Source organism: Streptomyces sp. NPDC044061, assembly GCF_056434305.1.
Window position 1 is genome coordinate 148,080 of sequence record NZ_JBWKFL010000016.1, and the last position, 13,280, is coordinate 161,359.

9 protein-coding genes are annotated in these 13,280 nt (G+C 71.2%); 5 read left to right on the forward strand and 4 right to left on the reverse strand.

The features are described 5' to 3' along the window. Nucleotides 1-76: 76 nt before the first annotated feature. Both AC07CM_RS26355 and AC07CM_RS26360 read right to left on the reverse strand, forming a co-directional pair. Nucleotides 77-679, reverse strand: a complete 603-nt coding sequence (locus AC07CM_RS26355) for a GOLPH3/VPS74 family protein (RefSeq protein WP_478878912.1) — start codon at nt 677-679, stop codon at nt 77-79. A gap of 118 nt (nt 680-797) precedes the next feature. Then, entirely contained in the window at nt 798-2,666 is a 1,869-nt protein-coding gene (locus tag AC07CM_RS26360) for a ricin-type beta-trefoil lectin domain protein (protein ID WP_478878913.1), read from the reverse strand. Nucleotides 2,667-2,844: 178 nt separating this feature from the next. Here AC07CM_RS26360 and AC07CM_RS26365 point away from each other — a divergent pair, with 178 nt between their 5' ends. Then, the gene (locus AC07CM_RS26365) at nt 2,845-5,859 is read left to right on the forward strand and encodes a glycoside hydrolase family 3 protein (RefSeq protein WP_478878914.1); all 3,015 of its coding nucleotides are present in this window, start codon (nt 2,845-2,847) and stop codon (nt 5,857-5,859) included. Nucleotides 5,860-5,919: 60 nt separating this feature from the next. Then, a complete protein-coding gene (locus AC07CM_RS26370; RefSeq protein WP_478878915.1) occupies nt 5,920-7,287 on the forward strand; it encodes a hypothetical protein in 1,368 nt (455 codons plus the stop codon). A gap of 25 nt (nt 7,288-7,312) precedes the next feature. Here the strand turns inward: AC07CM_RS26370 and AC07CM_RS26375 are convergent, their stop codons facing one another. Both AC07CM_RS26375 and AC07CM_RS26380 read right to left on the reverse strand, forming a co-directional pair. Next, nucleotides 7,313-7,525, reverse strand: a complete 213-nt coding sequence (locus AC07CM_RS26375) for a hypothetical protein (protein ID WP_478878916.1) — start codon at nt 7,523-7,525, stop codon at nt 7,313-7,315. A 241-nt stretch (nt 7,526-7,766) separates the two neighbouring features. Beyond that, nucleotides 7,767-8,375 carry a YceI family protein gene (locus AC07CM_RS26380; protein ID WP_478878917.1) on the reverse strand — a complete coding sequence of 203 codons (609 nt, stop codon included), beginning with the start codon at nt 8,373-8,375 and terminating at the stop codon, nt 7,767-7,769. Nucleotides 8,376-8,650: 275 nt separating this feature from the next. On the opposite strand from AC07CM_RS26380, the gene AC07CM_RS26385 reads away from it, so the two are divergent. The 3 genes from AC07CM_RS26385 (at nt 8,651) to AC07CM_RS26395 (ending at nt 13,239) form a co-directional block, all read left to right on the forward strand. Beyond that, nucleotides 8,651-9,148, forward strand: coding sequence for a hypothetical protein (locus AC07CM_RS26385; protein WP_478878982.1), 498 nt, complete (start codon nt 8,651-8,653; stop codon nt 9,146-9,148). Nucleotides 9,149-9,170: 22 nt separating this feature from the next. Then, a complete protein-coding gene (locus AC07CM_RS26390) occupies nt 9,171-11,489 on the forward strand; it encodes a polysaccharide lyase 8 family protein (protein ID WP_478878918.1) in 2,319 nt (772 codons plus the stop codon). Nucleotides 11,490-11,643: 154 nt separating this feature from the next. After that, nucleotides 11,644-13,239 carry an acyl-CoA carboxylase subunit beta gene (locus AC07CM_RS26395; protein WP_478878919.1) on the forward strand — a complete coding sequence of 532 codons (1,596 nt, stop codon included), beginning with the start codon at nt 11,644-11,646 and terminating at the stop codon, nt 13,237-13,239. The last annotated feature ends 41 nt before the right edge of the window (nt 13,240-13,280 follow it).

Genomic DNA, 13,280 nt, shown 5'->3' on the forward strand with positions numbered 1-13,280 from the left:
GAACGAGCCGCCGCGCCCCCGCCCGGGGGCGCGGTCCGGCCCGCCGGGGACATGACCGCGTGGCCGGCGCCCGTGGTCAGGGCGCGCGCCAGATGTTGTCGAAGGCGGCGTTCTCGATGCGCCGCCGCTGCCGTACGCCCTCCAGCTCCGTCAGCGCGTGGTTGACGGCGGCCAGCACGGTGACGACCGCGTCGTCGCCGAGGCCCTCCGCGGTCGGCTCGCCGTCCGGGATGCCCAGGGCCGCCGCGAGGCCGGCCAGGACCGGCTCGTGGGATTCCCACCGGTCGGTGGCGTGGCGCCGCGCCGTGGTGTCGACGGCCGCGGCGGTCTTCGTCCGGTGCGGCAGCCAGTGCCGCCGCTCGCCCGTGAGCTGCCCCTGTGCGTCGAGGACGTCGAGGTAGGCCCCGGCCAGTCCCTCACCGCGGCGCCACAGCCAGTCCTCGACCGTCTCGTACGGCTCCTGCCGGGCGAGCGACGCCCCCGCCTCGTCCAGCAGCCGGTCACCCAGGGTCAGCGGCGGCCCGGGCACGATGCGATCGTCCTCCAGGGTGAGCGCGCGGGCGCCGAGGAGGTCGATCAGTTCGGCACCCGCGAGAGCCAGCGACAGGTCGCCCTGCTCCACCGGACGCTCGCCGGGGACGTCCGTACTGACGATGAACAGATCCTGTGGTGTGGTCATGTCGGCTTCCCGTCCAGACGGTCGGCGGCGGCTCCCCGCACCACCAGCATGTGCGGAGGGCAGCCGATCCGCAGCACGGCGGCCGCCCCCGCTCAGCCGCGGGCGGGACGCGGCCCGCCTACTGCAGCTTCCACTTCTGGTTGGCGGCTCCGGTGCACGACCAGATCTGGGCCCGTGCCCCGTTCGCCGACGAGTTGTCCGTGACGTCCAGGCACTTGTCGGCCGCCGTGTTCACCACATCACCCGTGGAGGCGTTGTACGACCACTGCTGCGCACCGGTTCCGTTGCAGTCGTACAACTGCACCTTCGCCCCGTCGGCCGTCGAGCCCGATGCCACGTCCAGGCACTTGCCGAGTGCCCGGACCGACCCGTCGCCCTGCACCGTCCACTGCTGCGCCGTGCTGCCGTTGCAGTCGTAGAGCTGCACCGCCGTACCGTTCGCGCTCGAACCTCCCGCCACGTCAAGGCACTTGCCGGCCAGGCCCACGAAGGATCCGGACCGGCTGCCGCCGCCCGACTGAGTGCCGGACCAGGTGAAGGTCGCCGAGGTCCTGCCGGGGAGCGAGTAAGTGGCGTGCTGCGAACCCCAGTCGATCGTCACCGACCTCGCGGAGGACGAGTCGTTGTACGCGATCAGCGCCTTGCTGCCGTCCGGATTTCTCCACGCCACGTTGGGCACGGCCGTCGAGGCCGTGGAGGCGATCCGCTGGGCACCCGGGCGGACGAACTTCGTCAGGTGCCCCATGTCGTAGTACTCGACCGTGTAGTCCACCGTCCCGCTCGCGCCGTCCCCGTTGTGCACGGTGATCAGCCCGGTGCAGGTGCCGCAGCCGCCGTTGTGCGGGCCCATGCCCTGGTCCACCGCGAGCGACCACTTGGTCACCGACTTCGCCCAGTTGCGCGTGTAGTCGATGATGTTGGACATGTCCTCGCGCTGCTGGTCGGCGATCCAGGTGCCACCGGAGTGCTCGGTGCCGAACGCGTCCAGCGTCGGGTACTGGTTGTGCACGGACGTCTGCCTGGTGACGTCACCGCCGTAGCCGTGCCAGGCGATCCCGCCGAAGTTGGGGTGGTTGCGGACCGCGGCGTCGTCCACCGTCTGGGCCGCGTACGAGTCGTAGACGTCCCAGTTCCAGTCGTGCGCCAGCACCTTCGTCGTCAGGCCCGCCCCCTGCAGCTTCGGCAGCAGCTCGCTCTTGGTGAAGTAGGCCAGCCCGCTCGCGTTCCAGCTCATCGACGGGTAACCGGAGCAGCACGTCGGCTCGTTCTGCGCGGTGACGTAGGAGACGTCCACGCCCTGGTCCCGGTACGCCTGGAGGTACTTCACGAAGTAGGAGGCGTACGCGCCGTAGTCCTCCGCCTTCAGCCAGCCGCCGTTGAGGGAGCCGCTGTCCTTCATCCAGGCCGGGGCCGTCCACGGCGAGGCCATCACCGTCAGGGACGGGTTCAGCTGCAGCGCCTGCTTCGTCAGCGGGACGACGTCCGCGAGGTCGTGCGCGATCGAGAACTTCGAGAGCGACGGATCGGTCTGGCCCGCCGGCACGTCGTCGTACGTGTATCCGTAGCGCGCCAGGTCCGAGGCGCCCATCGGGTTGCGCAGGAACGACAGCCCGATCCCGTCCGCCGGCGAGAACAGCTTGCGCATGGTCGCGTCCCGCGTGCTCTGCGACAGCACCCCGCTGCCGTTCATCAGCCAGGCGGCGGTGTCCGTGAAGGACGCGCCGCCACCGGTGAACGTCTGGTAGCGGGTGTTCTCGTCCACGGTGATGTTCTCGCCGCTGCCGCCGGTCCCGGACTGGAAGGCGAACGGCGTCTGCGCCTGCAGTCCGCGTACGACGTGCCGTCCGGCGGAGTCGTCGGTTGTGGTGAGCCAGGCCGTGACCTGCTCACCGGCCGCGTGCGCGGACGGCATGCCGAGGGTCGTGAGCCCGGCGGTGGTCAGCAGGCCGGCGAGCAGCAGCCGGGCCGTGCGCAGGGGTTTTCTCATGGTGCGTTGCCCTTCTGGGGAGAGCCAACGTGCCGGATGTGGGGGGAAGCAGTGCCCTGTGGGGGGAAGCAGTGCCCTGGACCGTCCTGACGTGGCGTCTTGACGGTTCTGTGGGCCCCCAGTTAACTCATGCCGTGAGCTAAGTCATGAGTGAACCATGAGAGTCGAGGGAAGGTCCATGCGAAGAACCGCCCTGCTCGTCTCCGCCGCACTCCTCGCCGGTCTGCTCCCGTGGGCGACCGCGAGGGCCGCCGACGACCCGGCCCCCGTCCCCGTCGACCGCTTCGAGGGCGAGGTCCCCTTCGCCTCCCAGCCCGCCGAGGGCATCTTCACCTGGGGGAGCGACGCCGACGACCCGCCCGCCCTGCAACTGACCGCGCGTTCCGACGCCCCCGAGGGCGCCAAGGTCCTCACCGGCAGCTACGACATCAGCGGCTACGGCGGGTTCACCCACGACTTCGCGGCCGGTGAGCCCGCCCACGACTGGTCCGCCCACCGGGGCATCCGCTTCTGGTGGGACGGCCAGGACAACGGCAAGAAGGTCGCCTTCGAGATCAAGGACGGCGGAGCGAACGGCGAGGCCTCCGAACTGTGGACGACCTCCTTCACCGACGACTTCACCGGCTGGAAGCAGATCGAGATCCCCTTCACCGACTTCACCTATCGCACGGACTACCAGCCCGTCGGCGGCATCGACCACGTCCTCGGCCTCACCGGGATGTGGGGATACGCGGTCACGCTCCCGGTCGGCGTCAAAGGCCGTTTCGCCATGGACGGCGTCGAGCTGTACGGCAGGGCCGACCAGTCACTGCACGCCTCCGTCACCACCGACGCGGCCGTCCACCCCGTCAAGGAGGGCGGCACCGCCAGGGTCGGGGTCACCCTCGCCACCACCGGCGCGCAGCCCGTCGACGATCCCGTGACCGTCACCTACGCGACCGCGGCCGACGGCACCGCGGACCCCGGCAAGGACTACACCCCCGTCTCCGGCACCCTCACCTTCCCCGCCGGTACGGCCTCCGGCACCACGCGGACCATCGAGGTGCCCACCCTCAGGGACAAGACGGCCGAGTCCGCCGAGACGATCCCGCTCGAGCTCACCGTGAGCGGCGCCAAGGCGCCCGCCGAGACCCCGCAGGTCGTCATCGACGCGCACGGACTGCCCTACCTGAACGCCAAGTTGCCGGTGCGCGAGCGGGTCGCGGATCTCGTGAGCCGCATGTCGCTGGGGGAGAAGGCCGGCCAGATGACCCAGGCCGAGCGCGGGGCCGTGGGCACCGGGGGCGACATCGCGACGTACGCCCTCGGCTCGCTCCTGTCCGGCGGCGGCTCGACGCCCACCCCCAACACCCCTGAAGCCTGGGCGAAGATGATCGACGGCTACCAGCTGCGCGCCCGGGCCACCCGCTTCCAGATCCCGCTGATCTACGGCGTCGACGCCGTGCACGGCCACAACAACCTGGTCGGCGCCACGATCATGCCGCACAACATCGGCATCGGCGCCACCCGCGACCCGCGGCTGGCCGAGCGCACCGGCGCGGTGACGGCCGCCGAGGTGCGGGCCACCGGCATCCCCTGGGACTTCGCGCCCTGCCTGTGCGTGAGCCGCGACGAGCGCTGGGGCCGCTCCTACGAGTCCTTCGGCGAGGACCCGGCGCTGGTCCAGTCGATGGAGACGGTCGTCCAGGGCCTCCAGGGCCGCGCGAACGGCAAGGACCTCGGCCGCGACGACAAGGTCCTCGCCACCGCCAAGCACTTCGTCGGCGACGGCGGCACCGAGTACGGCTCCTCGACCACGGGCACCTACAAGATCGACCAGGGCGTCACCAAGGTCACCCCGCAGCAGCTGGAGGCCATCCACCTGGCGCCGTTCCGGACCGCCGTCGACCGGGGCATCGGCACGGTCATGCCGTCGTACTCCTCCCTGGACGTGCTCGGCGACGGGCGGGGCCCGGTGAAGATGCACGCCAGGGCCGACATGATCAACGGCGTCCTCAAGGACCGCCTGGGCTTCGACGGCTTCGTCATCAGCGACTGGAACGCCATCGACCAGCTCCCCGGCGACTACGCGTCCCACGTCCGCACGGCGGTCGGCGCGGGTGTCGACATGATGATGGTTCCGTACACCTACAAGGACTTCGGCTCGACGCTGGTCGACGAGGTGAAGGCCGGCCGGGTGGGCGAGAAGCGGATCGACGACGCGGTCTCCCGGATTCTCACCCAGAAGTTCAGGCTCGGCCTGTTCGAGCACCCCTACGCGGACACCGGCGGCGCCGCCGCGATCGGCTCCCCGGCCCACCGCGCCGTGGCCCGCCGGGCCGCCGCCGAGTCGCAGGTGCTGCTGAAGAACGACGGCGGGCTGCTGCCGCTGAAGAAGAGCGCGAAGGTGTACGTCGCCGGATCGAACGCCGACGACATCGGCAACCAGACCGGCGGCTGGACCGTCACCTGGCAGGGCTCCTCCGGGAACAACACTCCCGGTACGACCATCCTCCAGGGCATGCGCGAGGCGGGCGGGAACGTCACCTGGTCCAAGGACGCCTCCGCGCCGACCGGGGGTTACGACGCCGGTGTGGTCGTCGTCGGCGAGACCCCCTACGCCGAGGGCGTCGGCGATGTCGGCAACGGCCACGACCTGCAGCTGTCCGCCGCCGACAAGGCGGCCGTGGACAAGGTGTGCGCGGCCATGAAGTGCGTCGTGCTGATCGTCTCCGGGCGCCCGCAGCTGATCGGCGACCGGCTCGACGGGATCGACTCGCTCGTGGCCTCTTGGCTGCCCGGCACCGAGGGCGAGGGCGTCGCGGACGTCCTCTACGGCAGGCGGCCCTTCACCGGACAGCTGCCGGTCACCTGGCCGAGGTCCGAGTCGCAGCTGCCGATCAACGTGGGGGACCCGTCGTACGATCCCCAGTTCCCCTACGGCTGGGGCCTGACCACCCGCACGCCGGTCCCGCGGGGCGGCACGGCGACCCTGCGCGCGCTCGCCCTGGCGGCGACGGCGGCCGAGAAGGCCGGCGCCGACCGGACCGGGCGGGAGCTGGTCGCCAGGGCACGGCTGATCGTCCAGCACGAGGTGGGGCAGCGGATCACCCAGGCGGTGGCGGGGCCCTTCGCCGACGCGGACCACCTCCTGCTGACCGGCCACTACGGAAAGGCGGTGCAGAAGCTGACGGAGGCGTACCGGGCTGCTTGAGCCCACCCCTCCGGCCCGCACACATCACCGGATCCGGGAGGCTTCGGGTAGCTTCGAAGGATGAAGGCCGTCCTGCGGACCCGAAGCCTCCCGGCACTGCTGCTGGCCCTCCTGACGCTCGTGCTCGTGACCGCGCCGGCCCCCGGCGCGGCGGCGGCCACCAGCGTCTCCACCATTGCCGACGCCCTCCGCAAGAGCCCGGTCTACGTCGATCCGGCGGCCTCCGCCCAGCTGCCCGCCGCCGACGCCGACGCGCTCGCCAAGAAGATCAAGGGTGCGAACAAACCCCTGTTCATCGCGGTCCTGCCGGCCGGCTACCCCACACAGAACCTCTTCTCCGACCTGCGCACGGCCACCGGCATCACCGGCCTGTACGCCATCCGTCTCGGCGACCGCTTCGACGCCCGCGCCGACTCCTCGGTGCTCCCGCGCAGCGCGGTGCGCAACCTCGTCGGCAGCGTCCAGGGCCAGGACACCAGGACCCAGCTCGACGACTTCACCGACCGCGCCCTGGTCAACATGGGTGGCCACGCCCCCGCGTCCTGGGGCTCCTCCGGCTCGGGCGGCGGAATGTCGAGCACGGCACTGATCACCGTCGGCGCCGTCCTGGTGGCCGGCGGCGCGGGCGCGTACGCCCTGGTCCGCCGCAACCGCCGACGCCACGCCGAGGAGCAGCGGGCCGCCCTGGACCGCCTGCGGGTGGTCGTCGACGAGGACATCACCGCCTTCGGCGAGGAGCTCGACCGGCTGGACTTCCACCCGGCCGAGGCGGGCGCCGACGACGCCATGCGCGCGGACTACGAACGGGCCCTGGACGCCTACGAGAAGGCCAAGCAGTACATGGCAGAGGCCCGCAGACCGGAGGACGTCCGCGCGGTCACCCAGGCCCTGGAGGACGGCCGTTTCTCCCTCACCCAGCTGGCCGCACGCCGTGAGCGCCGCCCCCTCCCGGAACGCCGGCCGCCCTGCTTCTTCGACCCCCGCCACGGCCCCTCCGTCACCGACGCCACCTGGACCCCGCCCGGCGGCGCCCCGCGTGAGGTCCCGGTCTGCGCGGCGGACGCCACCCGCCTGGCCGACGGCCGCGACCCGGTGATCCGGGAGGTCGACACCGACTACGGCCGCCGCCCCTACTGGGACGCGGGCCCGGCCTACGGCCCCTGGGCGGGCGGCTACTTCGGCGGCGGCATCCTGCCCGGTCTGCTCGTCGGAACCCTGCTGGGCAGCATGATGGCCACGCCGTCGTACGCGTCCGACTACGGCACCGGATACGGCGACTTCGGCGGTGCGGACTTCGGCAGCGGCGGCTACGAGGGCGGCGACATGTCCGGCGCGGATTTCGACCCTGGCGATTTCGGAGGAGGCTTCGGCGACGGAGGGGGCTTCGGCGACGGAGGCGGGGGTGGGGACTTCGGGGGAGGCTTCTGACACCTTCCTGGTACCCGCTGCCGGTTCAACGGCCGTACGGGCGGGCGTAGCGCTCGCCGGCGGCATGCCACCAGGCGGGTGGGGAGGGGCCGACGACGGAGGCCGGCTGGTCGGGATGGAGCCCGAGTCGGCGCAGCGCCCAGGCTTCGACGTTCAGCCCGAGCGTGCCGTGCCAGTGGCCGTCGGCACCGATCCGGCACATCAGGTCGATGCGAAGCTCCTCCTGCGTGAACGGCATCCAGTCGATGCCGCGTTCCCGCAGTCAGGCGAAGAGGACGGCGGCCGGGTGAGGGCGGCCGGGCAGGTTCTCGTACGAGGTGAGGCGGACCCAGTCCGTCTGTTCGTGCTGCTTCGAGGGCGGCGTCATGGCAGGCATCCTCGCAGGAACGCCGAGCGCCCGCCCTCCCTTTGCCGCGGGGGAGTGGAGGGCGGGTGCGCTCGGATGCGGCGGGCCGAAGTCCGGCCGGACCGGCCAGGGCTCAGGCGTTCCTGATGGCCGAGATGTCGAAGTTCAGCTTGATCTTGTCCGAGACGAGGACACCGCCGGTCTCCAGCGCCGCGTTCCAGGTCAGGCCCCACTCGGAACGCAGGATCTCGGTCTTGCCCTCGAAACCGACGCGCTCGTTGCCGAACGGGTCCTTGGCGGCGCCGTTGAACTCCAGGTCGATGGTGAGCGGCTTGGTCACGCCGAGGATGGAGAGGTCGCCGGTGATGCGGTAGTCGTCGCCGCCCAGGGCCTCGGCCTTGGTGGAGCGGAAGGTCATCGTCGGGAACTCGTCGGTCTTGAAGAAGTCCGAGGACTTCAGGTGACCGTCACGGTCGGCGTTGCCGGTGCCGATGCTCTCCATCCGGACGTCGAGGGTGGCGGTCGAGCGGCTGGGGTCCTGGCCGTCCAGGTGCAGGGTGCCGGTGAAGTCCTGGAAGCTGCCCTTGACGTTGGTGACCATCGCGTGGCGGGCCACGAAGCCGATCGTGGTGTGCGCCGGGTCGATGGTGTAGTCGCCGGTCAGCGCGGCCAGGTCGGGGTTGACGGCGGTCGGCGCCGGGGTGGCGGCGGGGGTGCTTTCCTTGCGGCCGAAGATGCCCATGACGTGCTCCTTGGGGACGGGTGCGGCTTCGGTGCCGAAGCCGCGACGGTACTCGGTTGAACGTTCAACGAACTTAACGACTCCGACGGTAGACCCATTCCGTTCAGTTTTCAACATCATCCGGAACGTATTGCCATCGTCGCACTCGGTGTCGGTGTACGCCCTCTTTCGGACGCGCGTAGAACTCGGGCACCATCTGCTTGCACCACCTGCACAGCCGACCCACAGAAGCACGGCCATTCGCAGGAAGGGTCCCCATGAAGGCCAGCAAGGTCATGAAGGTCCGCTCCGCCCTGACCGCCCTCGCCCTCGTCGTCGCCCCGGGCGTCGCCGTCGTCGGCACCGCCACCGACGCCTTCGCCGTCACCAAGATCAGCCATGCGACCGCCACCCAGATGTTCCGCAACGTCGGCATCACCTGGTCGTCCTCGGGCAACTGCTCCGACCGCAACAACCCCACCTGTACGTCGTTCGAGCAGCTCAACCTCGCCACCGCGCAGGGCGCCCAGACCCTGAAGCGGGCCGGCGGCTGCGCCCTCAACATCACCGGCGGCACCGAGACCGGCCACGCCTCCGGCACCTACTCCCACTGGAACGGCTACAAGCTCGACTACGGCAAGAACACCTGCGTCACCTCGTACATCAAGAACAACTTCACCTACATCGGCCTGCGCGGCGACGGCGCCCCCCAGTACCAGTCCGGCTCCGGCAACATCTATGCCGACGAGGGCAACCACTGGGACGTCCTGTACTACAACTGCGGCGGCTGCTGAGCCGGGGGCGGTGACCAGCGACATGGGTGCGACCGGACCGACACGGCGCGTGCTCCTGCTGGCCGCCGCCCTCTTCGCAGGCCTGGCCTCCCGGGCCCACGCGGCTCCCACGGCCGACCACTGCGACACCCTGCGCGGCCGCTGGCTCGACATCGCCCTCGGCACCGGATACGACCCGGCCGCCGAGCCGTACGCCTCCCGGCTCGCCCAACTCGGTTCGATGGCGCGGGACTTCCGGGCCGCGATGGCACCCGCCACCGGCTCCCTCTGGCCGGGCCTGCCCTTCGACCCGCCCTCCGGTATCACCTTCAGCTACGGCCGCCTGTGGACCATGGCCCAGGCGTACGTCCAGCCCGGCACCGGCTCCACCGGCGACGACGGCCTCCTCGCCGACGTGCTCAGGGGCCTCGACCACCTCTCCGCCGGCGTCTACAACCCGGCCACCACCCGCTACGGCAACTGGTGGGAGTGGCAGATCGGCAGCCCCCGGCTCCTGATGGACATCACGGCCGCCCTGTACGACCACCTCGGCGCGGCCCGCGTCGCGGGTGCCTGTGCGGCCGTCGACCACTTCATCCCGGACGCGATGCTCACCGACTACTCCGGCACCTCCACCGGCGCCAATCGCGTCGACCTGTGCCGCTCCGTCGCCCTGCGCGGCATCCTCGGCCGGGCGGGCGACCGCGTCGCGCTCGCCCGGGACGCCCTCTCGCCGGTCTTCCCGTACGTCACCCACGGCGACGGCCTCCATGCCGACGGCTCCTTCGTCCAGCACACCTGGGTCGCCTACTCCGGCACCTACGGCCAGGTCCTGCTCGACGGCCTCGGGCGGCTGTTCGCCCTGCTCGCCGGGTCACCGTGGGAGATCACCGACCCCGCCCGGCAGAACGCCCTGGACAGCGTCGAGCACGCCTACGCGCCGCTGATCCACGACGGGTTGGTGATGGACTGCGTCAACGGCCGTGCCATCAGCCGCGGTTACCTGCTCGGCGACGACCTGCACCTCATGCGCAGCGACCACTACCACGGTCAGGCCCTGATCGCGGCCGTCGCCCTGCTGGCGGGCGGCGCGAGCGAAGAGGAGCGGCGGCGCTGGTACGGCCGGATCAAGGGCTGGATCGAACGGGACACCGTGACGCCGATCCTGACGGCCGGTCAGTTCGGGGTCGCCGACCTCGCCCGGCTGCACACGGTCGCCGGCTCGTCCGTACCCGCGAGCCCCGAGCCCGTCGGCCACCGCCTCTTCCCGGCCATGGACCGGGCCGTCCACCGCCGCCCCCGCTTCACCGCCGCACTCTCCATGGCCGGCGACCGCATCGCGCACTACGAGTGCGGCAACGGCGAGAACCCGCGCGGCTGGCACACCGGCTCGGGCATGCTCTCGTGGTGGCCGGCGGGCTCCGGCGACCAGTACACGGACTGGTACTGGCCGACCGTGGACTGGTACCGCCTGCCCGGCACCACGGTCTCCACCAGGCGCCTGGCCGACCGGGCCGGCGGCGAGTGGGGCGCCCCCAAGCCGGACGTCCGCTGGGTCGGCGGCGCGAGCGACGGGGAGTACGCGGCCGTGGGCCAGCATCTGAAGGGTCTGGAGTCGACGCTCGAAGCCCGCAAGTCCTGGTTCTTCCTCGCCGACGCGGTCGTCTGCCTCGGCGCCGGGATCACCTGCGCCGACGGCGTCCCGGTCGAGACGGTCGTGGACAACCGCAACCTCGGTGAGAGGGGCGCCCGGACTCTCGCGCGCGGACCCGGCTGGGCGCATCTGGAGGGCCACGGCGGCTGGATCCTGCCCTGCGGCGGCGAGCTGCGCACCCTGCGCGAGGACCGCACCGGCGCCTGGTCCGACATCAACACCACCAGTACGGCCGAACGGCGCACCCGCCGCTGGCAGACCCTCTGGCTCGACCACGGCACCGACCCGGCCGACGCCGACTACGTCTACGTCCTGCTGCCCGGCGCCTCCCGCGGCGAGGTCGCGGCCCGGGCCGCCGACCGGCACTGGCTGCGCGTCCTCGCCAACGACGCCCGCCGCCAGGCGGTCGCCGTACCCGGTCCGGGTCTGACCGCCGCCACCTTCTGGGAAGCCGGTACGGTGGGGGGCCTGACCGCCTCGGCGGGCGCGAGCGTGCTGGTCCGGCGCCGGGGCCGCACGGCTACCCTGTGCGTGAGCGAGCCGCCCCGCACGGGCGAGCCGCTGGAGATCGTCTGGGACCGTCCCGTGCGCTCGGTCGTCCGGGCCGACGACACCGTCGAGGTCCTTTCGGCGGACCGCCGTCTGAGGCTCCGTGTCACTCCAGGGATGGCATGTGCCACCCACGAATGTCAGGTGGCTCTCCGGTGACGTCTTTGTGGCCTCCCCACAACGCCGACGCCCCCTGAGCAGTCGGAACGGCTGCATGCCGCTCCGGTTCTGTTCGGTGGTACCAGGAAAACGGCCTGGAGACTGTACGGAGTCGACGGCTCGCTTTCCTTGGTGTCCTTCGTAAGGTCGCTACATGACCGTTTTGGAAGAGACGACGGGTGAGCCGACGGGCGAGCCGACGGACGCGCGCGGGCGGGTCGCCGAGCTGCACGAGATCCGTGCGCAGGCCGTGGCGGGCCCCAGCGAGAAGGCGACCGAGGCGCAGCACGCCAAGGGCAAGCTGACGGCGCGGGAGCGCATCGAGCTGCTCCTGGACCCGGGATCCTTCCAGGAGGTCGAGCAGCTGCGCCGGCACCGGGCGACCGGTTTCGGCCTGGAGGCGAAGAAGCCGTACACCGACGGTGTCATCACCGGCTGGGGCACGGTCGAGGGCCGCACGGTCTTCGTCTACGCCCACGACTTCCGGATCTTCGGCGGCGCGCTGGGCGAGGCCCACGCCACCAAGATCCACAAGATCATGGACATGGCCATCGCGGCCGGTGCGCCCCTGGTCTCCCTGAACGACGGCGCGGGCGCCCGGATCCAGGAGGGCGTCAGCGCCCTCGCCGGCTACGGCGGCATCTTCCAGCGGAACACGAAGGCCTCGGGTGTCATCCCGCAGATCTCCGTGATGCTCGGCCCGTGCGCGGGCGGCGCGGCCTACAGCCCCGCCCTGACGGACTTCGTCTTCATGGTCCGCGAGACCTCGCAGATGTTCATCACCGGCCCGGACGTGGTCAAGGCGGTCACCGGCGAGGAGATCACCCAGAACGGGCTCGGCGGCGCCGACGTCCACGCGGAGACCTCCGGTGTCTGCCACTTCGCGTACGACGACGAGGAGACCTGCATCGCCGAGGTGCGCTACCTCCTCTCGCTGCTCCCGCAGAACAACCGCGAGAACCCCCCGCGGGTGGACGCGTCCGACCCGGTGGACCGCCGCAGCGACGTCCTCCTCGACCTCGTGCCGGCCGACGGCAACCGGCCGTACGACATGGCCAAGGTCATCGAGGAGATCGTCGACGACGGCGAGTACCTCGAGGTCCACGAGCGCTGGGCCCGCAACATCATCTGCGCGCTGGCCCGGCTGGACGGTCAGGTCGTCGGCATCATCGCCAACCAGCCCCAGGTCCTGGCCGGTGTGCTGGACATCGAGGCGAGCGAAAAAGCTGCGCGCTTTGTCCAGATGTGTGACGCTTTCAATGTCCCGATCATCACCTTCCTGGACGTGCCGGGGTTCCTCCCCGGTGTCGACCAGGAGCACGGCGGAATCATCCGTCACGGCGCCAAGCTCCTCTACGCCTACTGCAACGCGACCGTGCCGAGGATCTCGCTGATCCTGCGCAAGGCGTACGGAGGTGCCTACATCGTCATGGACTCCCAGTCGATCGGCGCCGACCTCACCTACGCGTGGCCGACGAACGAGATCGCCGTGATGGGCGCGGAGGGCGCGGCCAACGTCATCTTCCGCCGCCAGATCGCCGAGGCCGAGGACCCCGAGGCGATGCGGCAGAAGATGGTCAAGGAGTACAAGGCCGAGCTGATGCACCCGTACTACGCGGCCGAGCGCGGCCTGGTGGACGACGTCATCGACCCCGCCGAGACCCGCGAGGTCCTGGTCAAGTCCCTGGCGATGCTGCAGTCCAAGCACGCCGACCTGCCCTCCCGTAAGCACGGCAACCCCCCGCAGTAACCGAGCGGACCCGCCGCGGCAATCCCGCGGACCTCTCTCTC

Excerpts from the sequence above, each read along its gene's own strand:
- AC07CM_RS26375 (WP_478878916.1), bottom strand. The coding sequence starts at position 7,525 with ATGCCGTTCACGCAGGAGGAGCTTCGCATCGACCTGATGTGCCGGATC.
- AC07CM_RS26390 (WP_478878918.1), top strand. The coding sequence starts at position 9,171 with ATGGGTGCGACCGGACCGACACGGCGCGTGCTCCTGCTGGCCGCCGCC.
- AC07CM_RS26370 (WP_478878915.1), top strand. The coding sequence starts at position 5,920 with ATGAAGGCCGTCCTGCGGACCCGAAGCCTCCCGGCACTGCTGCTGGCC.
- AC07CM_RS26385 (WP_478878982.1), top strand. The coding sequence starts at position 8,651 with ATGAAGGTCCGCTCCGCCCTGACCGCCCTCGCCCTCGTCGTCGCCCCG.
- AC07CM_RS26355 (WP_478878912.1), bottom strand. The coding sequence starts at position 679 with ATGACCACACCACAGGATCTGTTCATCGTCAGTACGGACGTCCCCGGC.
- AC07CM_RS26380 (WP_478878917.1), bottom strand. The coding sequence starts at position 8,375 with ATGGGCATCTTCGGCCGCAAGGAAAGCACCCCCGCCGCCACCCCGGCG.
- AC07CM_RS26395 (WP_478878919.1), top strand. The coding sequence starts at position 11,644 with ATGACCGTTTTGGAAGAGACGACGGGTGAGCCGACGGGCGAGCCGACG.
- AC07CM_RS26360 (WP_478878913.1), bottom strand. The coding sequence starts at position 2,666 with ATGAGAAAACCCCTGCGCACGGCCCGGCTGCTGCTCGCCGGCCTGCTG.
- AC07CM_RS26365 (WP_478878914.1), top strand. The coding sequence starts at position 2,845 with ATGCGAAGAACCGCCCTGCTCGTCTCCGCCGCACTCCTCGCCGGTCTG.